Source organism: Flavobacterium turcicum (genome assembly GCF_011365745.1).
Lineage (GTDB): Bacteria > Bacteroidota > Bacteroidia > Flavobacteriales > Flavobacteriaceae > Flavobacterium > Flavobacterium turcicum.
This window is the reverse complement of record NZ_JAAOBY010000004.1, coordinates 192,860-214,081: the sequence shown is the minus strand read 5'-3', so window position 1 is coordinate 214,081 and position 21,222 is coordinate 192,860. Positions and strand designations below refer to the sequence as shown.

The 21,222-nt window shown below is 36.2% G+C and carries 19 protein-coding genes; 12 read left to right on the top strand and 7 right to left on the bottom strand.

What is annotated here, in order from left to right:
* Positions 1-80: 80 nt before the first annotated feature.
* From G9Q29_RS09175 to G9Q29_RS09160, 4 genes are all read right to left on the bottom strand, one after another.
* Positions 81-611, bottom strand: coding sequence for an inorganic diphosphatase (locus G9Q29_RS09175; protein WP_086453321.1), 531 nt, complete (start codon positions 609-611; stop codon positions 81-83).
* A 100-nt stretch (positions 612-711) separates the two neighbouring features.
* Positions 712-1,320, bottom strand: a complete 609-nt coding sequence (locus G9Q29_RS09170; protein WP_166136051.1) for a DNA-3-methyladenine glycosylase family protein — start codon at positions 1,318-1,320, stop codon at positions 712-714.
* Between the two features lie 93 nt (positions 1,321-1,413).
* On the bottom strand, positions 1,414-3,897 hold the full coding sequence (locus tag G9Q29_RS09165; RefSeq protein WP_166136048.1) for a DUF5686 and carboxypeptidase-like regulatory domain-containing protein: 2,484 nt from the start codon (positions 3,895-3,897) through the stop codon (positions 1,414-1,416).
* Positions 3,898-4,030: 133 nt separating this feature from the next.
* The gene (locus tag G9Q29_RS09160; protein WP_166136045.1) at positions 4,031-5,011 is read right to left on the bottom strand and encodes a pyruvate dehydrogenase complex E1 component subunit beta; all 981 of its coding nucleotides are present in this window, start codon (positions 5,009-5,011) and stop codon (positions 4,031-4,033) included.
* 289 nt (positions 5,012-5,300) lie between these two features.
* On the opposite strand from G9Q29_RS09160, the gene G9Q29_RS09155 reads away from it, so the two are divergent.
* From G9Q29_RS09155 to G9Q29_RS09135, 5 genes are all read left to right on the top strand, one after another.
* Positions 5,301-6,047 carry an electron transfer flavoprotein subunit beta/FixA family protein gene (locus tag G9Q29_RS09155; protein WP_166136041.1) on the top strand — a complete coding sequence of 249 codons (747 nt, stop codon included), beginning with the start codon at positions 5,301-5,303 and terminating at the stop codon, positions 6,045-6,047.
* A 73-nt stretch (positions 6,048-6,120) separates the two neighbouring features.
* Positions 6,121-7,086: an electron transfer flavoprotein subunit alpha/FixB family protein gene (locus G9Q29_RS09150; RefSeq protein WP_166136038.1), complete on the top strand. Its 966-nt coding sequence runs from the start codon at positions 6,121-6,123 to the stop codon at positions 7,084-7,086.
* 146 nt (positions 7,087-7,232) lie between these two features.
* Entirely contained in the window at positions 7,233-7,856 is a 624-nt protein-coding gene (locus G9Q29_RS09145) for a bifunctional nuclease family protein (RefSeq protein WP_166136035.1), read from the top strand.
* Positions 7,857-7,968: 112 nt separating this feature from the next.
* Positions 7,969-9,252 (top strand): metal-dependent hydrolase family protein, encoded by a 1,284-nt coding sequence (locus G9Q29_RS09140; RefSeq protein WP_166136032.1) that lies wholly within the window; start codon positions 7,969-7,971, stop codon positions 9,250-9,252.
* 21 nt (positions 9,253-9,273) lie between these two features.
* Complete coding sequence (locus tag G9Q29_RS09135) at positions 9,274-10,098, top strand: thymidylate synthase (protein ID WP_166136029.1); 825 nt, start codon at positions 9,274-9,276, stop codon at positions 10,096-10,098.
* A 24-nt stretch (positions 10,099-10,122) separates the two neighbouring features.
* Here G9Q29_RS09135 and G9Q29_RS09130 read toward each other — a convergent pair whose 3' ends face one another.
* Entirely contained in the window at positions 10,123-10,419 is a 297-nt protein-coding gene (locus G9Q29_RS09130) for an isoamylase early set domain-containing protein (RefSeq protein WP_166136026.1), read from the bottom strand.
* A 237-nt stretch (positions 10,420-10,656) separates the two neighbouring features.
* Here G9Q29_RS09130 and G9Q29_RS09125 point away from each other — a divergent pair, with 237 nt between their 5' ends.
* The 4 genes from G9Q29_RS09125 (at position 10,657) to porT (ending at position 13,506) form a co-directional block, all read left to right on the top strand.
* A complete protein-coding gene (locus G9Q29_RS09125; protein WP_166136023.1) occupies positions 10,657-10,989 on the top strand; it encodes a 2TM domain-containing protein in 333 nt (110 codons plus the stop codon).
* A gap of 13 nt (positions 10,990-11,002) precedes the next feature.
* Entirely contained in the window at positions 11,003-11,488 is a 486-nt protein-coding gene (locus G9Q29_RS09120) for a dihydrofolate reductase (RefSeq protein WP_166136020.1), read from the top strand.
* A gap of 568 nt (positions 11,489-12,056) precedes the next feature.
* Positions 12,057-12,788, top strand: coding sequence for a bifunctional demethylmenaquinone methyltransferase/2-methoxy-6-polyprenyl-1,4-benzoquinol methylase UbiE (ubiE, locus tag G9Q29_RS09115; protein ID WP_166136017.1), 732 nt, complete (start codon positions 12,057-12,059; stop codon positions 12,786-12,788).
* Position 12,789: 1 nt separating this feature from the next.
* Positions 12,790-13,506, top strand: coding sequence for a type IX secretion/gliding motility protein PorT/SprT (gene porT, locus G9Q29_RS09110; protein WP_166136014.1), 717 nt, complete (start codon positions 12,790-12,792; stop codon positions 13,504-13,506).
* Between the two features lie 35 nt (positions 13,507-13,541).
* Here the strand turns inward: porT and G9Q29_RS09105 are convergent, their stop codons facing one another.
* Entirely contained in the window at positions 13,542-14,267 is a 726-nt protein-coding gene (locus tag G9Q29_RS09105) for a TrmH family RNA methyltransferase (RefSeq protein WP_166136011.1), read from the bottom strand.
* Between the two features lie 36 nt (positions 14,268-14,303).
* Between G9Q29_RS09105 and tamL the strand changes: the two genes are divergently transcribed.
* The 3 genes from tamL (at position 14,304) to accD (ending at position 18,924) form a co-directional block, all read left to right on the top strand.
* Complete coding sequence (tamL, locus tag G9Q29_RS09100; RefSeq protein ID WP_166136007.1) at positions 14,304-16,871, top strand: translocation and assembly module lipoprotein TamL; 2,568 nt, start codon at positions 14,304-14,306, stop codon at positions 16,869-16,871.
* Positions 16,872-16,931: 60 nt separating this feature from the next.
* Positions 16,932-17,999 carry a class II fructose-bisphosphate aldolase gene (fbaA, locus tag G9Q29_RS09095; RefSeq protein ID WP_166136004.1) on the top strand — a complete coding sequence of 356 codons (1,068 nt, stop codon included), beginning with the start codon at positions 16,932-16,934 and terminating at the stop codon, positions 17,997-17,999.
* Positions 18,000-18,066: 67 nt separating this feature from the next.
* Positions 18,067-18,924: an acetyl-CoA carboxylase, carboxyltransferase subunit beta gene (accD, locus tag G9Q29_RS09090; RefSeq protein WP_166136001.1), complete on the top strand. Its 858-nt coding sequence runs from the start codon at positions 18,067-18,069 to the stop codon at positions 18,922-18,924.
* A 60-nt stretch (positions 18,925-18,984) separates the two neighbouring features.
* On the opposite strand, the gene G9Q29_RS09085 is transcribed toward accD, so the two are convergent.
* Positions 18,985-21,174 (bottom strand): TonB-dependent receptor plug domain-containing protein, encoded by a 2,190-nt coding sequence (locus G9Q29_RS09085; protein WP_166135998.1) that lies wholly within the window; start codon positions 21,172-21,174, stop codon positions 18,985-18,987.
* Positions 21,175-21,222: the final 48 nt, after the last annotated feature.

The window sequence follows — 21,222 nt, the reverse complement described above, 5'->3', positions numbered from 1 at the left end:
GGTGTAACCAAACGAATTTAAGCAAAAAAGCAATACTCCAAACGGAATATTGCTTTTTTTACAATTATTATGCTAAATTATTACTTAATACTAAATAAACCTTCTGGTTTGTTTTCGATAGCATTAAAGCGTTCTGTACATTCTTTGATGATTGCGTATGCTTCATTTACATCTCCCCAACCTTCAACATCTACTTTTTTGTTTTCAAGATCTTTGTACACTTGAAAGAAGTGCTCGATTTCTTTTAATAAGTGAGGATTGATATCAGAAAGGTTTTCTAATGAATTCCAGATTGGATCAGAAACCGGTACACAAATTACTTTTTCGTCTGGTCCTTTGTCATCCGCCATATGAAAAACTCCAATTGGCTTTACTTCCATTACGCAACCAGGAAAAGTTGGCTCGTTTACCAAAACCAATACATCTAATGGGTCACCATCTAATGCTAAAGTTTCAGGAATAAATCCGTAATCAGCAGGATACATCATTGAAGAGAACAACATTCTATCAAAACGCATTCTTTTTATTTCGAAATCATATTCGTATTTATTTCTACTTCCTCTTGGTATTTCGATTAAAACATCGAAAGTCGTTACTTTGTCTGCAGTCATTTTATTTTTCTTATCTATAAATTATGGTGCAAAAGTAATCAAACGCTGCGTTTTTGCAATAAAAAAACCTAGCTAACTGTAAATTAAACGCATAAAAAATTTAATACTGATAGGTAATTGTTCGGTTGCGCTTGTTTAGGTAGTAATGCCAGAGCAAATAGGTAGCAAAAGAGCGATAAGGACTCCATTGCGTAGCCAATTCTACCATTTCTTCTTTGCGCTCCAACTGCCATAATTCTTGAATGGTTCGCACTACGGCAACATCACCCAAGGGCAATAAATCCGGGGCTTGCAAGCAAAACATCAGGTAAATATCAGTGGTCCAATTACCAATTCCTTTTACTTTAAGTAATTCGTGGCGTACTTGCTCTGCACTTTTATGAGGTAATGTTTCAAGTTGCAACTCTTGGTTTTCAATGGCTGTGGCCAAAGCCTTGATGTAACTAGCTTTTTGTCGGCTTACGCCCAAAGCTCGGTATTGCTCCTCAGAAATGGGAATTAAAATACTGGGGTGAAATTGCCCTACGTGTTCGCGCAGACGCAAAAAAGTAGCTTTGGCAGATGCAATTGACACTTGTTGTTCTAATAACAATAACACCAAAGTCTCAAAACCTTGAGGTCTTGATGGCCGTTCAGGCAAACCGTATTTATCAATTATGGATTGAAAAATAGGATCTTTTTGTGTTAGAAATTCAAATGCTGTTTTCATTGTACTCGCGTTCTAGCCCGGATGGAAATGGCATCCTTTTTTGTGGGCTTTTTTTGCCCACAAAAAAGATATAATGTACAGCCGGATTAGCTCCTAAAAGTTAAAACCGAAAGCGCCTTTAATGGTAAATCGGTTGGTATCTGGCGTATTGAGATAATTACCCCGCCATGCAAAATCGATGCGGAATACCTTGAAAATATTTCCAATTCCAGCACTATATTCCCAATAGCCTCGTTCTGGAGCGTTGTAAACCAAGCCCGAAGCATTGATAGCTCTGTTTTGATCAGAAACCGAACCGTAAACTCCACGAACGGCGATAATTTCTCTCCAGTTGAGTTTTCGCATGAACGGAATTCTGGCAAAAATACGTCCGTTAAAGTTGTGATTCCATTGCAAAGTCATGTACTCATCTGAAACAAACTCGTAAAAATTAAGGTTGCTAAAAGTATTTTCAATGGTGAAATAGGTTTGGTTTCCTGGAATTACACTGAGTAAGCCGAGTGGCACTTTACCAAAAGTTTTACCGACTTCCATGATTAAATTGGTGCGCCCCAATGGCCCGATCACAATAGGCTGCTTGAAGTACAATTGCAATTTATCGTATTGAAAATCGCTATCCAACAAGCCTTTGAAACCATGGCTGTAATTGACAAAGAAACGGCTGTACGGACTATCAACTACATCTCGCTCTACCCCAAAACCAATTGTTTTACGTTTTGGTGAAAACTCAATTTGAAGATTGGCTTCGGATTGTTTGACGTCACTTTTGGTAATTTGGTTGGCAGCATCTGTAAAATAATCCAAACTAAAAGTTGGCGAAGCCGACTCTAATGTTCGGTACGAAACACCTGCTTGAAAAACTAAATTCTTAACCGGCTCTATCTCTACAGCGAGGTTCGTTAAGTTAATATTGGTCAACTTACCATTACTTCCTGAAGAAAAAACAGCCGATGACGCAAAACTTCTACCCAAAACATCATTGGTTGTAGTTAAACTGGCGCCTATTTGTTCAATATCGCGACGATTTCCACCGGATATAATTAAACGATTTTTTTTGTCGACCATCCATTTTCCTGATAAACCGTATTTTACTTTGTTATCATCAAAACCATAGGCAGTATACGCCTGCAAGCGCCATGGATCGTTAGGACCAAAATACGTTCGACCACCAGCACGCAAGCGCACGCCTTCGACTTCATTGTACCCGAAACTAGAAAATACTGGACCAAAATCGAAGTTCTTGAACTCGACATAGCCACTACCTAATATGGATACTAAACTGTAGAGTCGTCTGAATTTCTTGACGGTTTGCAAAGTGTCGAGCATTTTGTAAACACCCAACTCGTCTTTACTTAAATTCTCGAAGCGGTTTTCATCCCAATATTCATCGGATTTGTTATAAACTTCGTCATCCCGATAATTAACCTCCTCTTTATAGAAAGTTTGGGGCAGTTGTTTATTAAATTGATGGTTCCTGAAATAGGTAGTTCGTTTGCCATAAACCCCTTTGGAATTTTCTTTTTTGTTGAGCGCAAAGTCCGACATCAAATAATCCTTCGTAAGTAGAAAAACCGAGTCGCTCACTACTTCAAACTCTTGCTCTAAATAAATATCTTTTACCCAGTTGATGTTGGCGCTTTTGGTCACTGCCATATTGATTTTTTTAATGGCATACGTAGAATCGTTTACCCAAAAATCACCTTTAAAAGTAAGTTCGTTTTTACGACGCGGGTAAAAAACAATATTAAAACACCATTTTTTGTCAATGTACGCACTGTCTTTCAGCACATAGTTGTACACATCAATACCCGTGCGTGAAAGTGGACTTGTAAAACTCTTATCAAAAAAAGTGAGGTAGTTGTTGTAAATATTATAATCAGAATACAAATCCTTAACGAAAGACAAAATTTGCTGATTGCCATTAAAACCAGAAGTTTTATTAGCCTTCATTTTTTCTTTGACTTTTTTGATTGTATTGTCTCCGTACACATCAGCCAATGACTCGTTTATAAAAATTGGAAGATAGGTTTTTCCTGTAACGCGAGAAGTATCTACTTGGTTGAAGATAAACTCCATGCCTTTGAAAATTTTACTTTTCATGAAAGCACTATCAATAGAATTCATGTCAAATTCTACTTTTTCATACTTCTCCATTTGGTACTGATCAAATTGGTACAAACCATTCTTGCGTTTGCGTTCCCAAATTTTGCGTAAAATATCGAGTGCCGGGTTGTTCTTTTTCGAGGTTTTACCAGTAAAAACAACCACTTCATTTAAACTTTCGGCTTCTTTAAGTTGAATAACAAAATTGTAAGTAACTGCTTTTTCTAGTGTTATTTCTTTTTCAGAAAATCCCACCGACGATATTACAATTAAAGAATAATTCGATGCCGACTCTAAATAAAACTTCCCATCTTCATTCGTTACGATACCTTCACTTGAGCCTTTGAAAACTACATTAGCAAACGGAATAGGTTGATTTTGCTTATCAACTACTACACCACTCACTTTGGTTTGCGACCAAGACACGGCTGAAAAAGCCATAAAAACCAATACCAACAATAAAATCTTTTTCATACTCAATCAAAAAAAAACTTCACCAACTTAAACAATTGATGAAGTTTCAAATATAGTTAATTTAAGCCTTTAGCAGCGAAGACATTACCCAAAGCCATGTTAAAGTTTATAGGCAAATCCCGTTAGTAATAGCTTATTTTTTGTACATAACTTTTTTAACTGCTTTCACAACATCTGCAGCATTAGGCAACCATTCTTTTAATAAAACCGGAGAGTAAGGCGCAGGAGTATCAGCCGTTGTGATACGTTGAATAGGTGCGTCTAAGAAATCAAAAGCGCGCTCTTGAACAATATATGTAATCTCCGATGCTACACTTGCAAAAGGCCAAGCCTCTTCAAGAACCACCAAACGATTTGTTTTTTTAACCGAAGTTAAAATCGTCTCGTAATCCATCGGACGTACTGTTCTTAAATCTATAATCTCACAAGAAATTCCTTCTTTAGCCAATTCGTCAGCAGCAATATGAGCTTCTTTGATAATTTTTCCAAAAGAAACAATCGTTACATCAGTACCTTCACGCTTGATATCAGCAACTCCCAACGGAATAACATATTCACCATCTGGCACTTCACCTTTGTCACCATACATCTGCTCTGACTCCATAAAAATAACTGGGTCATTATCACGAATAGCCGCTTTCAACAAACCTTTTGCATCATAAACAGTAGATGGAACTACTACTTTTAATCCAGGTGTATTAGCAAACCAGTTTTCTAAAGCTTGAGAGTGTGTCGCTCCTAGTTGACCTGCCGAAGCTGTTGGTCCACGAAAAACGATTGGCACATTAAATTGCCCGCCACTCATTTGACGCATTTTTGCGGCGTTATTGATAATTTGATCAATACCTACCAAACAAAAGTTAAACGTCATGTATTCTACAATTGGTCTACAGCCGTTCATTGCTGATCCAACTGCAATTCCTGAAAATCCTAACTCAGCAATAGGAGTATCAATTACTCTTTTTTCACCAAACTCAGCAAGCATTCCTTTAGACGCTTTGTAAGCACCATTATATTCAGCAACTTCCTCGCCCATTAAGTAAATCGACTCGTCGTGACGCATTTCTTCGCTCATCGCCTCGCAAATCGCCTCTCTAAATTGTATCGTTCTCATATTATATGTTGTATGTGTCTAATTTTCGAAAGCAAAAATAAATATTTTATATCACTTAAAAGCATAAAATAAACTAAATTAATTCAAGATCTACGGGGTAATTTCTAGGAGCTTTTTCCGGCTATCCGCTGTATCTTCCTGTGCCTAAAGGCAGCACAGGAAGGATGCCGCTACTATCCGGGCTACGAAATCGATGTAAATTTGAAAAAATATTATGCACGCATAGTATATTATTCGAATTTATATTTTAAATTTGTAAAAGAAATTAAGAATACTTAAATACATACTTATGAAAATATTAGTTTGCATCAGTCACGTGCCTGATACTACATCAAAAATTAACTTTGTCAATGGCGATTCAGAGTTTGACACAAACGGTGTTCAATATGTAATTAACCCAAATGACGAATTTGGTTTAACACGTGCTATTTGGTTTCAAGAACAACAAGGAGCTAATGTAACTGTGGTAAACGTAGGTGGTCCAGATACTGAGCCTACTCTACGTAAAGCACTTGCAATAGGAGCAAACGAAGCAATTCGTGTAAACGCTACTCCTACTGACGGATTTTTTGTAGCAAAACAATTAGCCGAAGTAATTAAAAACGGCGCTTACGATCTAGTAATTGCCGGAAAAGAATCATTAGATTACAACGGCGGAATGGTGCCAGGAATGATCGCTGGAATTTTAGGATACAACTTCTTGAACTCTTGCGTTAGCCTTACAGTTGAAGGAACAGGTGTAAAAGCTGTTCGTGAAATTGACGGAGGTAAAGAAACAGTAGCTACTAGCCTACCATTAATTATTGGTGGACAAAAAGGTTTGGTTGAAGAAAAAGACCTTCGTATTCCAAACATGAGAGGAATTATGACAGCTCGTACTAAAGCTTTAACTATCCTTGAGCCAGTTGACGCTAACGTAAACACTACAGCTGTTAAATTTGAAAAACCAGCTCCAAAATCAGCAGTAAAATTAGTAGCTGCAGATAATTTAGATGAGTTAATCAATTTATTACACAACGAAGCAAAAGTAATCTAGTAATCAGTTTACAGTCACAGTTTACAGTTGCTCAACTTTAAACTTCAAACTTTAAACTTTAAACAAAAATAATATGTCAATATTAATATACGCGGAATACGCAGAAGGAAAATTTAAAAAAGTAGCTTTTGAGCTTGCTTCATACGCAAAAAAAGTAGCTGAGTCTCTTGGTACAACCGTAACTGCTGTTACTATCAATGCTGGTGATGTATCAGAATTAGCGCAATACGGAGTAGATAAAGTATTAAAAGTAACCAATGACAAACTTGCAGGATTTACTGCTAAAGCTTATGCTGATGTAATCAAACAAGCTGCTGCACAAGAAAATGCAAAATTGGTACTTTTATCATCTACAACAGATAGTATTTACTTATCATCATTAGTAGCAGTTGCATTGGAGGCAGGTTATGCTTCAAACGTGGTTGGTTTACCAATATCAACAGCTCCATTTCAAGTAAAGAGAACTGCTTTTTCAAACAAAGCATTCAACATAACAGAAATCAGTACAGATGTAAAAGTGATTGGCTTAGCTAAAAACTCATACGGAATTTACGAATCAGCTGTTGCTTTAACTCAAGAAGACTTCAATCCTACAATAGGAGATAACGACTTTGGTGTAAAAGTAGAATCAGTAGAAAAAGCATCTGGAAAAGTTTCAATTGCCGATGCTGATATCGTAGTTTCAGCTGGTAGAGGATTAAAAGGTCCAGAAAACTGGGGCATGGTAGAAGAATTAGCTACAACTCTAGGAGCAGCAACTGCTTGTTCTAAACCAGTTTCTGACTTAGGATGGAGACCTCACGGTGAACACGTAGGACAAACAGGAAAACCAGTTGCAACCAATTTATACATTGCTATCGGGATTTCAGGAGCTATTCAGCACATTGCAGGAATCAACTCTTCAAAAGTAAAAGTAGTAATCAATAGCGATCCAGAAGCTCCTTTCTTTAAAGTGGCAGACTACGGAATCGTAGGTGATGCTTTTGAAATTGTACCACAATTGATTGAAAAATTCAAAGCTTTCAAAGCGCAGAATTAAAAAGATTCCACAATCATACATTCATTTTAATGCTACTTAAAACAAGATATTTGTATCTTTGCTTTTGAGTAGCATTTTTGTTTTTACAGAAATGAACTCGGAAATTTATTAAAAAGAAGTACTCGTACTTTTCCAGACCCACAAATATGAGTTTAGTTAAATTATCGATTAAAGGAATTTCATACAGCCAAACCCAAAACGGAGCGTACGCATTGATCTTAAATGAGGTTGATGGAGAACGAAAATTACCTATTGTTATCGGTGCTTTCGAAGCCCAATCTATCGCCATTGCTTTAGAAAAAGAGATCAAACCACCGCGCCCTTTGACACACGATTTGTTTAAAAATTTTGCAGAGCGATTTGATATAGTGGTAAAACAAGTAATCATTCATAAATTGGTTGACGGTGTTTTTTACTCGAGTATCATTTGCGAAAGAGATAAAATTGAAGAAATTATTGATGCGCGTACTTCGGATGCAATCGCATTGGCTCTCCGATTCAAAGCACCTATTTTTACGTACAAAAACATTTTAGATAAAGCAGGTATCCACTTAAAAACGAATCCAAATGACGGGACTAAAGACCCGCAGGATTTAGACGAAGTATTATCGAACCCTGAAACATTTGGACATACTGAAGAAAGTAATACTGCAGGCGAAACGTACTCAAAACACAGTATTCAAGAACTGAATGAACTTTTAGAGCAAGCAGTTTCTGATGAAAATTATGAAAAAGCAGCCAAAATAAGAGACGAAATATCCAAACGTTAAATTTACCAACGTTTTAAAATACCTTAAATGAAGACACCTATACCGATTAGTAAGTTTAGGTTCTTCATTTTTTTATATCTTTGGTTTTAAGCATGAACCAAATCATTAAACCATGAAAATCAAATTACACTTTTATATTGCTACGCTGCTTTTGAGTGCATCAGCATTTGCACAAGATTACTACCTGCATTGCGGTAAAATCCTGAACACTCAAACTGGAAAAGAATCGAGCAACCAAACTATTGTCGTATCCAAAAATAAGATAGTCAAAATTCAAGATGGCTTTCAACCCAAAGCAAAATCTACTGATATTGAAGTTGACTTAAGAAACAAATACATCTTACCAGGATTAATCGACCTACACGTTCATATTGAAGGAGAGCACGACACCAAAAGTTACCTATCCAAATATCTAGAAAACGAAGCCGACGTAGCTTTTGAAGCCGTTCGCTGTGCCGAAGTTACGCTATTGGCAGGCTTCACTACTGTTCGTGACTTAGGCGGAACAGGGGTAAATATCTCTGTTCGAAACGCAATTAACAAAGGAGTGGTAAAAGGTCCTCGTATTTTCACAGCAGGAAAAGCCATAGCAACCACTGGTGGCCACGCCGACCCTACAAATGGTAGCAACCGCAAACTAGTTGGTGATCCTGGTCCACACGAGGGTGTAATCAACTCACCTGAAGAAGCAGTAAAAGCTGTACGTGAACGTTACAAAGAAGGTGCGGATGTAATTAAAATTACTGCAACAGGAGGCGTATTGAGCGTAGCGAAAAATGGTAAAAACCCACAATTCACTTTAGAAGAAGTAAAAGCCATCACGGCAACCGCTAAAGATTACGGGATGCTAACCGCAGCTCATGCTCATGGTGACGAAGGAATGCAACGCGCTATTTTGGGCGGCATTAAAACCATTGAACACGGCACTTTCATGAGTGAAGAGACTATGGAGCTCATGAAAAAATACGACAGTTACCTAGTTCCAACTCTCAGCGCTGGAAGAGAAGTAGAAAAAAATGCTGAAATTAGCGGTTATTATCCTGAAGTAGTAGTCCCAAAAGCAAAAGAAGTAGGACCGCAACTAAAAACTACATTTGCCAAAGCGTATAAAAAAGGCGTAAAAATTGCCTTCGGAACCGATGCCGGTGTTTTTGCACATGGCAACAATGCCAAAGAATTTGGATACATGGTTGACGCTGGAATGCCAGCGCTAGCTTCGATCCAATCGGCTACAATTACCAACTCATTATTGTTGGGCATGGATACCGAACTTGGTCAAATTAAAGAATCATTTCTAGCCGATATCATTGCAGTTGATGAAAGTCCGCTAACGAATATAAAAACTCTAGAAAAAGTAGTCTTTGTTATGAAAGACGGTAAAATTTATAAAAAATAATTACATTCAGAGCACTCACCAATGAAACAATATACAGACCTAGTGCGACACGTATTGGAAAACGGTTGTCAAAAAGGAGATCGAACAGGAACAGGAACCAAAAGTGTTTTTGGTTACCAAATGCGATTTGATTTGAACGAAGGATTCCCAATGGTGACTACCAAAAAACTGCACCTAAAATCAATTATTCATGAATTATTGTGGTTTTTAAAAGGCGACACCAATATCAAATACCTACAAGAACATGGTGTTAAAATATGGGACGCTTGGGCAGATAGCAACGGAGATCTTGGTCCTGTTTACGGACACCAATGGCGCAATTGGAATAGTGAAGAAATTGACCAAATTGCTGATCTAATTCAGGAGTTAAAAACAAATCCAAATAGCCGTAGAATGTTGGTATCCGCTTGGAACCCATCAGTTTTACCAGATACCAAAACATCTTTTGAAGAAAATGTAGCCAATAACAAAGCTGCATTGCCTCCTTGCCATGCCTTTTTTCAGTTTTATGTTGCCGATGGCAAATTATCCTGTCAACTGTACCAGCGTAGTGCCGATATTTTCTTAGGAGTGCCGTTTAACATTGCATCTTACGCCTTACTAACAATGATGATTGCTCAAGTTTGCGACTTAGCACCGGGAGAATTCATTCATACTTTTGGCGATGCACATATTTACAACAATCATTTCGAACAACTCGAATTACAGTTGTCTCGCGAGCCGAGACCGCTACCAAAAATGATTCTAAACCCTGCCATCAAAAATATTTTTGATTTCAGTTACGACGATTTTACTTTAGAGGGTTATGACCCGCACCCAACCATTAAAGGAAGCGTGGCGGTTTAACCAAATAAAAAATGGTGTTTTAGATTAAACTACTAAAACACCATTTTCATTTCCTGCAAAAGCATTCCATCTAAAAGAATCTGCTTCCGGTTCATTAATATATTCTCCGTCGATTATATATTTAAACTCGTATACAGCATCTTTATTCAAATCGAGTACCGTTTTGAAGGTTCCGTTTTTTAACTTATTCATTGTACCTTCTTCTACATCCCAATTATTAAAGTCTCCTACAACTGCAACTTGTTCAGCCTCCTTCGCAGCTACTGAAAATGTTACTTTACAAACCGGTTTTGTTTTTACAAATTGTTTTTTAATGGCCATAACTATTTCATTTATAAATTACTATCACAAAGTAAGCAAAACAAAACGAGCAAACCACAGCAAGACATCGATTTAGCAACTTAAACAAAACACTCCCACTTTATAATTAATTATGTAATTTTAATTGCTTTAAATTTTTAAATCAAAATCAGAAATCGTTTTCATTACCAAGAATCCTGAGTCAAGAATAGTGACTTTGCAAAATAAATTTTACCTTTATAATCTAAAAGTAGCGCAATGGAAAAAGAAATACACGAACAATACGAATATGCAAGACGCCGAATTAAACAAAAAAAACGTCTCTATTTTCATTTTGTAGTTTTTGTTTTAGGGAGTTTACTCTTGTTTATAACCAGCCTATTATCTGAAAATCCGCTAATTCAAAATTCGTACCTCTATGTAATAACGCTATGGCTATTTTTATTCATTTTGCATTTTATTAAAGTGTTTATAACTGATCGTTTCATGAATAAAAATTGGGAACGAGACCAAATTGAACGTCTAGTTGCCTTACAGCAAAAAAAAATAAAGGAACTCGAGACGAAAGTAGCTAACGACGAATTAAAATAAGCCCACACCTGACATGATTATAATGATAGCGGCTGTTGCCGAAAACAATGCACTAGGTAAAAACAATGATTTATTATGGCACTTACCCCATGATTTTAAACGTTTTAAAGCCATCACTACGGGACACCACATCATTATGGGAAGAAAAACATTTGAAAGTTTTCCTAAACCACTTCCCAATAGAACACATGTAATTATTACTCGCCAAAAAGATTATAAAGCAACCGATTGCATTGTAGTGTCAAGCCTTGAAGAAGCGCTATGCGTATGTCCTATTAATGAAGATGTGTTTATTATTGGTGGTGGCGAAATTTATAATTTGGCATTGCCAATTGCCGATAAACTGGACTTAACTAAAGTACATCACACCTTTGAAGCGGATGCCTATTTCCCTGAGATAGACCCAAAACAATGGAAACTTAAGAACAGTGAACATCACAGCAAGGATGAAAAACACCAATATGATTATAGTTTTGAGAGCTACGAAAGAATAGAGTAAAAAAAAAACATCCCAATGAGGATGTTTTTTTTTAAGAAAGAGAGGTGAGCTACTCTTGAAAGAGTATTTGATAACATAAAATAAAAATTACAAGCACTAACAAACCACCAGAAATGGTAAGTATCATGTTTGAAGATCTTCGAGAATACATCTCAAAGAAGCCCTTAATACCAAATACCACGAAGGCACTAAAGACAAAAAAAATTAAAATTTCCAAAAACAAATTTAATCCTAAGAACGTATGTTGCGTTTGTACATGCAAACTGTTTTTTAGAGTCGCATGCTCAAAACCACTAACAAGAACAAATGAAATAAGAAACGCAATAATTATCCATTTGATTTGGCCCACCCACTCTTTTGTAATCATTTAATATAGATTCTTTCTTGAAATACAAATTTGTACATAATATACAAGAGAAACAATACCCACTTTTAGTGATATTTCAAAAAATTTTCACTGCACGTTTTTAGTTAAAAAAACTAACATTTCATAAATAAAAACCATTTCAAATAAGTAAAGCGCACTGTAAATCTGCTGGTTTATCATATCTTTGTACAAATTAAAAACATGTCACAAAAGATCACTCCCTATAAAGACTCTGCTTTAGGCAAGAAAGAGCAAGTAGCTCAAATGTTCGATACCATTTCTGGAAATTACGATAATTTAAACCGCGTTATTTCATTTGGAATCGATATTAAATGGCGCAAAAAGGTGTTGCAATTGGTAGCGCAATCCAATCCTGAAATTATTTTAGACATTGCTACTGGCACAGGCGATCTTGCAATATTGATGGCGCAAACAAGTGCAAAAAAAATCATTGGTCTTGATATCTCAGCCGGTATGCTTGAGGTAGGCGTAAAAAAAATCGCTGAAAAAAAACTATCTAACACCATAGAGATGGTATTAGGAGACTCTGAGAAAATGCCTTTTGAGGACAATTATTTTGATGCTATAACTGTAGCATTTGGCGTTCGTAATTTTGAAAATCTAGAAAAAGGTTTGGCTGAAATTTTACGTGTTTTAAAACCAAATGGCGTTTTTGTAATATTAGAAACTTCAGTTCCAGACAAAACACCTTACAAACAAGGCTATCAATTTTATAGTAAAAACATTTTGCCGTTAGTAGGTAAACTGTTTTCTAAAGACAATGCAGCATACGGTTATCTCTCTGAATCGGCAGCGGCATTTCCTTATGGCGAAGCTTTGAACAATATTTTACGAAAAACAGGGTTTATAGATGTTAAAGCCATGCCACAAACTTTTGGTGTAGCTACCATTTATTCTGCTTCTAAAAAGTAATATGAAAAAAGTATTTGCTATTCTGTTTTTTATTGGTATCGGTTCACTGAGCTATAGTCAGAAATCTCAAGGTATTTTTGGGAAGGATCCTATAGTCAACCTTGAAAATTTTCAACAAAAAAAAATCTACTACGGGTTTTATTTGGGGTTTAATAATTTCGATTTTAAAATTGATTACAAGAGCCTGACGCAAGATATTCTCGTAAAAAAATCAACTGGGTTTAATGTTGGTATTATTGGTGATCTTCGATTACAGGAGTACATCAACTTGCGCTTTGAGCCGGGGTTGTATTATACCAAAAGAGATTTATATTATCCGCCAAATAGTGCTTTTGACTCACCAAGCGATGCGTTGCGTGAAGTGAATAGCACCTATATTCATTTTCCTCTGTTACTAAAATTCTCATCGCTACGTACAGGTAATGTGAGACCTTATGCATTAGGAGGATTATCTGCTACTTTAAATTTGTCAAGTAATGCCAAACTAGCTGATGACAATTTCCAGCAGCGTTTTCGGGTAAAATCTTGGACAACTAATTATGAGCTTGGATTTGGTATCGATATTTTTTCGGAGTATTTTATTTTCTCTCCTTCGATTCGCGGCGTATTTGGCATCGGCGATGAACTCATCCGTGACAACGACCCCAGTAGTCCCTGGACAGGAAATATTGATTCTTTAAAATCTAGAGCTGTTTTAATCAACTTTAGTTTCCACTAAGGTAATTTAAAACCTAAACTTTTCTGTTTAGAATCTTAACTTCTTCTAAATTCGCTTAAAATAATTGCAGTTGCAGTTGCTACGTTTAGGCTTTCTGTTTTTTGCAAGTCACCAAAACGAGGAATTGCCAAACGTTGCGTCACACTATTTTCAATAATTGAAGAAATTCCATTAGCCTCGTTACCCATAACGATAATACCGCTTTGAGGCAAGGATGTTTTATAGATTGAATCACCATCCATGAAAGTACCAAAAATTGGCAAATCAGTTCCTTTAATAAATTCATTCAAGTCTAAATAACTACAATTCACCCTGCCTAGTGAACCCATTGTAGCTTGCACCACCTTTGGATTGTAGCTGTCCACCGTTTCAGGAGAGCAAATAAGTTGGGTAATTCCGAACCAATCACACAAGCGGATAATTGTACCCAAATTTCCAGGATCTCTGATTGCATCTAGTGCAACAATAAGACCTTGATCTAAAATAGGTCTTGGTTTTGGTATTTTAAACAGCGCCAAACAAGAGTTAGGCGTTGCTAGAGCGGTCATTTTTTTTAAATCGGCACTATTAATTTGAGTTCTTTTATCAGCAGAAATTTTTTCAAAATCATCTTGTGTAGTATACAAATGCTCCAATTCAAAGTTAGAATCCAGAAGTTCTTGAATGCCTTTTACGCCTTCGGCAAAAAATAATTGGTGAGCTATTCTATATTTTTTTTGCTGCAAACTCGTTATAAGCTTTAATTGGTTTTTACTAACCATAAAAAAATGTACTTTTGAATTAAATATTGGAAACTCTTGAAAAAAATTTCTACAAAAATAACTGCATTTATTCTAATTGCAATACTAATTTGCGCATGTAACGCCGTAAAAAGAGTTCCAGACGGAAATTTACTGCTGACCAAAAACGAAATCATGGTGAACAATTCGCTTGTTCGTGATGAAAACGTATCCAATCAACTGTACCAAAAACCCAACAGCACACTATTGGGCTACCGATTGCGACTCAACTTATACAATTTAGCCAACTTAAACCCTGACTCCACTTATCAAGCCAAGTTTACTGCTAATCCAGGTAAATTGGAGCGTAAATCAAAATGGTTATCAGAAAAACAAGTCAACCGATTGGGAAAATCCTTTTGGTACCATGGCATTCATGATTTTTTAAAAAAAACTGGTGAACCGCCGGTAATTTTAGACAAAGAACGAGCCGATAAATCGCTTATTCGATTGAAATATTATTACTTTAACAAAGGTTTTTTTAATGTAAATGCCAGTTATTCAATTGATACTTTACCATCAAAAAAAGCACGTCTTGCCTATCAAATTGACACCGGAAAAGGATATTATCTTGACACTTTAAGCAAAACCATTTCGACTCCTAAACTTGATTCACTTTACAATCTAACAGTCAACAATAGTTTTATCAAATCCGGGAACCAATATGCAACAGAAGATTTTGAAAATGAAAAAAATCGAATAACTACTAATTTCCGCAACAATGGTGCTTATTATTTTCAGCCAAATTATGTCACTTTTGCAGTAGACACGATCAAGAAAGTCAATAAAGCAAACATTAACTTATTGATTAATAATTATTCGTATCAAGACGGAGACTCTACCAAAACAGAACCTTTTAAATTGTATACCATAAGCGATGTAAATATTTACACCGATTATAAAGCGAATAGCAACAAACAAATATTTAAAGACAGTACAACTTTTAATAATTTCAATTTATACAGTCAAGACAAATTAAAATACAAACCCAAAGCCATTACCAATGCCATTTTCATCAATAAAGGCGGGCTCTATGCGGATTATAAAACAGTCCTAACCACAAGATATTTGAATAACTTAAAAATTTTCAACTATCCCTCTATTCAATATGAACTTGACCCACGCGACAGTACGGCACAATCATTAATAGCAAAAGTATATCTCACTCCTCGAAAAAAATATAGTTTTGGTACTACCTTAGACCTTACTCATTCTAACATTCAAGACTTTGGTATTGGTTTGAGTATCTCTGAAACGATTAGAAACATCTTTAATGGAGCAGAAACTTTCGAAATTGCAGCACGAGGAAACATCGGATCGTCGCGCGATTTGGCCAATCCCAGAAATAATTTCTTCAACGTGTCTGAATATGGTGTCGATTTAAAACTTAACATCCCACGTATTTTCATGCCTTTTAAAACCGAAAAAATCATTCCTAAAAGCATGATTCCTTCTACGTTAATCACACTAGGTTTTGCCAAACAACAAAATATTGGTTTGGATAAAGAAAATTTCACAACAGGACTAACTTATAATTGGACTCCTAAACGAAACTACACCGCACGATTTGACTTGATCAATACGCAATATGTCCGAAACTTAAATCCTCAAAACTATTTTAATGTTTATGGATCATCGTACAATGCTTTAAACGCAATAAGCAAAAAGTACAACACCAACACGACCTATTACAATAATCCCATAGATCAAAATTTATTGGTAGAACGCGGTACAAAAGGCTTTACAAATGATGTATTGACTGGAAATGCTACTTTTTTGCGCCCGCTTGAACAAACTGATCTTGAGGCTGTGCGCAGTATTGAAGAACGCCGTTTGCGACTAACGGAAAATGACTTTATTTTGGCAACCAATTTTACGTTCTCTAAAACAACTAAAAAAGATTTAACTGACAACAATTTCTATCTTTTTAAAACCAAGCTAGAATCGGCAGGCACACTATTATCAGCTTTTGCATCAGCATCAGGGCAACGTAAGAATGCTACCGGTAATTATGAGATTTTTAATTTAGAATATTCAGAGTACGTTAAAACTGAATTCGATTTTATCAAACATTGGGACTTAACTAAGGAGAAAATTTTCGCATTTCGATCATTTTTTGGAATTGCCATACCGTTTGGAAACTCCGATTATATCCCGTTCTCACGAAGTTACTTTTCGGGTGGATCAAATGATAACCGGGCTTGGCAACCTTACGCTTTGGGACCTGGCAGCAGTGGCGCATTAGATGATTTTAATGAAGCCAACATGAAAATTGCAATAAGCGGAGAATACCGTTTTAAAGTTTTAGGTAGTCTAAAAGGCGCATTATTTGCAGATGCGGGAAATATATGGAACGTACTGGATAATGTCACAGATGAAAAATCAACTTTTACAAGCTTTAGTGATTTAAAAGATATCGCATTAGGTACCGGCTTTGGCTTGCGATACGATTTGAGTTTCTTTGTAATCCGATTTGATTTGGGATTCAAAACCTATAATCCAGCGAATGAAAGCAGCAAAAGATGGTTCAATGAATACAACTTTGCCAACTCAGTTTTAAATTTTGGAATAAATTATCCATTCTAATGCTAATTAATTCTTATTTTTGCAGAACTAAAAACTAAAAAAACAACTAAAAAAAGTACCATGGCACACAACATAAAACCGGGCGTAGCTACAGGAGATCAAGTCCAAGAAATTTTTAACTATGCTAAGGAAAAAGGATTTGCACTTCCGGCAGTAAACGTTACTGGTTCTAGCACAATTAATGGTGTTCTGGAAACAGCAGCAAAACTAAACGCACCAGTTATCATACAATTCTCAAACGGAGGAGCGCAATTTAATGCTGGAAAAGGATTGTCAAATGCAGGTGAAAAAGCAGCTATTGCTGGTGGAGTTGCCGGAGCATTACACATACACACGCTTGCAGAGGCTTACGGAGCAACTGTAATTTTGCATACCGACCACTGCGCGAAAAAATTATTGCCTTGGATTGACGGTTTGTTAGATGCCTCTGAAGCACATTTTGCTAAAACAGGAAAACCATTATTCTCTTCGCACATGATTGACTTATCAGAAGAGCCAATTGAGGAAAACATCGAAATTTGCAAAACGTACTTAGAGCGTATGAGCAAAATGGGAATGACACTTGAAATCGAATTAGGAATTACTGGTGGTGAAGAAGACGGTGTTGACAACTCTGATGTTGACAGTTCAAAATTATACACACAACCTGAGGAGGTAGCTTACGCTTACGAAGAGTTATCAAAAGTGAGTCCAAAGTTTACAATCGCTGCAGCTTTTGGAAACGTACACGGAGTTTACAAACCAGGAAACGTAAAGTTAACTCCAAAAATCTTGAAAAACTCACAAGATTTTGTACAAAACAAATTCAGCACCGGACACAATCCAGTTGATTTCGTTTTCCACGGAGGATCAGGATCTACTCTAGAAGAAATTAGAGAAGGAATTAGCTATGGTGTTGTAAAAATGAACATTGATACTGATTTACAATTTGCCTACACAGAAGGAATTCGTGACTATATGGTAAACAATTTAGAGTATTTAAAATCTCAAATTGGAAACCCTGAAGGCGCTGATGTACCAAATAAAAAATATTATGACCCAAGAAAATGGGTACGTGAAAGTGAAATCACTTTTAACGCAAGGTTAGAGCAAGCTTTTGCTGACTTAAACAACGTGAATACATTATAATTAAAAGTTTATAGTTTCAGGTTGAGGATATTAAAACTTTAAACCTGAAACAACAAAAACAATAAATATGGCTTGGTTTAAAAGAAAAGAAAAAGGGATTACTACTGCTACCGAAGACAAAATGGATATTCCAAAAGGGCTTTGGTACAAATCTCCAACAGGAAAAATTATTGATGCTGATGAATTGGCTCGCAACTTATTTGTAAGTCCAGAAGATGGTTTTCATGTTAGAATAGGAAGCGCTGAATATTTTCAAATTTTGTTTGACAACAATGAATTTGTAGAGTTAGACAAAAACATGACATCAAAAGACCCTTTGCATTTTGTTGATACAAAAAAATATGCAGATCGTTTGAAAGATGTAATGGATAAAACCAAACTAAAAGATGCCGTACGCACTGGTGTAGGAAAGTCTAAAGGAAAAGATTTAGTAATTTGCTGTATGGATTTTGCCTTTATTGGTGGATCTATGGGAGCAGTTGTAGGTGAAAAAATTGCAAGAGGAATTGACCACGCTATCAAAAACAAGATGCCATTTGTAATGATTTCAAAATCAGGTGGTGCACGTATGATGGAAGCGGCTTACTCTTTGATGCAATTAGCAAAAACATCTGTAAAATTAGCACAGCTTGCTGAAGCTAAATTGCCATACATTTCATTATGTACTGACCCAACTACAGGAGGAACCACTGCTTCTTACGCCATGTTAGGGGACATTAATATTTCTGAGCCAGGCGCATTAATCGGATTTGCTGGACCTCGTGTAGTAAGAGACACTACCGGTAAAGATTTACCAGAAGGTTTTCAAACAGCAGAATTTTTATTAGAACATGGTTTCTTAGATTTTATTACTCCAAGAAAGGAATTGAAAGATAAAATCAACTTATACATCGATTTGATCCAAAATAATGAAATTAGACAATAATTAAAGGTCTAAAAACTAGAAAGCCTGTTCATTACGAACAGGCTTTTTTATTGGTATATGTTAGAAAGTATATTGCAAACCTCCGTAAAAATTGCGACCGGGAGCATTAATTCCTGATGAAAAGGTTCGGTATTGCGTGTCTAAAATATTTTCGACACCGGTATAAACAATCGCCCCTTCAAACAATTTATAGCTTGATTTGAGTGAGTACGATTCCCACGCAGGCATACCATTAGCAGGTGCGTATTGCAAGTTATCTTCACCGCTGTTAGAATAATCTTTTAATGCCTTTTTACCATTGTACAACATGTAACCTTCAATCATACCTTTTTTGTAGGTGTAAGCGATTCCAACTTTTCCAAAATAAGGCGAAATATGATCCAGCGGCAGTAACTTTTGTTCAGATACAATGCGGCCCAAGTTATAATTGAACGATGCATTCATTTGTACAGCAGTAACAAGTTCCGCTTGAAGCGAAGTAGAAATTCCCGTAACAAATGCTTTTCCGCTGTTTTGATTAGCAAATATTTGGCTCAACGCACCATCATAAATCAAGGAAGATTGGCCATTATATAAAAACGGACTCGTTACAATGGCATCAAACATTTTGGTATAAAAATAGGTTTGTTCTAGTTTCCATCTTTTCGAAGTGGATTGAAAGACAAAACCCAAATCAGCAGTAACTGTTTTTTCAGGTTTTAAATCTTCATTAGGAACAATCAAAACACCACGCACTGTCTCAAAAATCTTTGCTAAATCATCGATATTTGGAACCCGATATCCTGTTGATAAATTCGATTTAAGTGAGACATTGCTCGACACATTTCGCACCACTCCAACATTAGCGCTGTAAGTGAAATTTTGCTGTTTAATTTTTGAAAAAGGCAATGGAAAGAAAGAATTATCCGCAATAGAACTATTCAAACCACTATAACCCAAACGCAAACCTGCATTCAAAAAAGTTTTCGAATCCCACTCTTGATTGTAAGAAGCATAGGCATCATAACGCCACATTGCATTTGCTCCATTCGGGTAACGGGTACTAATATTTTTTCGCTCCTTAGTATTTATATTAGAACTAAAAGCGGTAGAATTTAGAGTTTCATAATAGGACTCCAACCCGTACAACAAAGTCGCTGTTTTCCATTTTTTAGTTAAATCAACCGATAAACCGTATACATTAACATTCTCCAAACGGTTTTGCAGAACGTAATCTCCAAAACGTCGGTTGTGCCTACTCTCTTTTACATTTTGATAAGAAAAATTAGTACGCATATCAGCATTCCAAAATAGCTTCTTTTTGCTTAACGAATAGACTGCCAACAAACGCTCTTGTGGACCGTAATACCATTCTGCATGGCGTAAACCTGCTTTCCCACTTGGTTCCGTTAATCGATCATAGCGAGGAATATCAGAGCTGGTAGACCATTGAAAATTTATATCATGCATAAAACCATTTTCGGTTTTATAGGCTATTTTTTGCATTAAATTGTATTGCTTGTAGCCAGAATTTCTTTGTACAAACTTGTTATCATTAGGCTGAATAACATCAACTCCATTGGTAGTGGCAACAAAAAAAGGTCTTTCGCCAAAAAAATCACCATTATGATTTTTTTGTTTTCCCATTTTTAAATCTCCGAAGTCGTTAAAAGAAAAAGCAGTTAAGGAAGCCCAATTATTGGTTGCATAATTAATCTGCAAAGCAACTGATTTTTCTTGGTTGGCACTGCTATATCGTGAGGCTATATTTCCAGAAAAAGCATTAGCAACTTCTGATTTGAACTTAGCATTTTTAGTATTCATGGCTACGGTTCCGCCCAAAGCATCACTACCAAATAAAGTAGAAGTTGGCCCGTAAACAATGGCAGCATTGTCTAAAAAACTTTCGTCAACGGTAATTACGTTTTGCAAATGCCCTGCCCGAAAAATTAAATTATTCATTCGGACACCATCAACAACAAGTAACACTCTACTTGCCTCAAAACCGCGGATAGAAGGACTACCGCCACCTTGCTGTGATTTTTGTACAAATAGCGCCCCTGAATTAGAAAGCATCTCTGCCGTGGTTTGGAAATTTTGAAAATCAATATCAGCAGCAGTTATAAAATCAACCTGATAGGGCGACTTCAAGATTTGCTTCGGTATCTTTTGAATAAGCACTACATCGTCCAATTTTGTAGTGTCTTTTTTCATTTGCGCCAAGCCAACAAAAGTGCACAGTAACACTACAACGGAGAAAAAATTTTTCATTAAAAAACAACTAAGGAGGTGATTAATTGGGAAGTCATCAACTTCAAT

Excerpts from the sequence above, each read along its gene's own strand:
- G9Q29_RS09175 (WP_086453321.1), bottom strand. The coding sequence starts at position 611 with ATGACTGCAGACAAAGTAACGACTTTCGATGTTTTAATCGAAATACCA.
- G9Q29_RS09170 (WP_166136051.1), bottom strand. The coding sequence starts at position 1,320 with ATGAAAACAGCATTTGAATTTCTAACACAAAAAGATCCTATTTTTCAA.
- G9Q29_RS09165 (WP_166136048.1), bottom strand. The coding sequence starts at position 3,897 with ATGAAAAAGATTTTATTGTTGGTATTGGTTTTTATGGCTTTTTCAGCC.
- G9Q29_RS09160 (WP_166136045.1), bottom strand. The coding sequence starts at position 5,011 with ATGAGAACGATACAATTTAGAGAGGCGATTTGCGAGGCGATGAGCGAA.
- G9Q29_RS09155 (WP_166136041.1), top strand. The coding sequence starts at position 5,301 with ATGAAAATATTAGTTTGCATCAGTCACGTGCCTGATACTACATCAAAA.
- G9Q29_RS09150 (WP_166136038.1), top strand. The coding sequence starts at position 6,121 with ATGTCAATATTAATATACGCGGAATACGCAGAAGGAAAATTTAAAAAA.
- G9Q29_RS09145 (WP_166136035.1), top strand. The coding sequence starts at position 7,233 with ATGAGTTTAGTTAAATTATCGATTAAAGGAATTTCATACAGCCAAACC.
- G9Q29_RS09140 (WP_166136032.1), top strand. The coding sequence starts at position 7,969 with ATGAAAATCAAATTACACTTTTATATTGCTACGCTGCTTTTGAGTGCA.
- G9Q29_RS09135 (WP_166136029.1), top strand. The coding sequence starts at position 9,274 with ATGAAACAATATACAGACCTAGTGCGACACGTATTGGAAAACGGTTGT.
- G9Q29_RS09130 (WP_166136026.1), bottom strand. The coding sequence starts at position 10,419 with ATGGCCATTAAAAAACAATTTGTAAAAACAAAACCGGTTTGTAAAGTA.
- G9Q29_RS09125 (WP_166136023.1), top strand. The coding sequence starts at position 10,657 with ATGGAAAAAGAAATACACGAACAATACGAATATGCAAGACGCCGAATT.
- G9Q29_RS09120 (WP_166136020.1), top strand. The coding sequence starts at position 11,003 with ATGATTATAATGATAGCGGCTGTTGCCGAAAACAATGCACTAGGTAAA.
- ubiE (WP_166136017.1), top strand. The coding sequence starts at position 12,057 with ATGTCACAAAAGATCACTCCCTATAAAGACTCTGCTTTAGGCAAGAAA.
- porT (WP_166136014.1), top strand. The coding sequence starts at position 12,790 with ATGAAAAAAGTATTTGCTATTCTGTTTTTTATTGGTATCGGTTCACTG.
- G9Q29_RS09105 (WP_166136011.1), bottom strand. The coding sequence starts at position 14,267 with ATGGTTAGTAAAAACCAATTAAAGCTTATAACGAGTTTGCAGCAAAAA.
- fbaA (WP_166136004.1), top strand. The coding sequence starts at position 16,932 with ATGGCACACAACATAAAACCGGGCGTAGCTACAGGAGATCAAGTCCAA.
- accD (WP_166136001.1), top strand. The coding sequence starts at position 18,067 with ATGGCTTGGTTTAAAAGAAAAGAAAAAGGGATTACTACTGCTACCGAA.
- G9Q29_RS09085 (WP_166135998.1), bottom strand. The coding sequence starts at position 21,174 with ATGAAAAATTTTTTCTCCGTTGTAGTGTTACTGTGCACTTTTGTTGGC.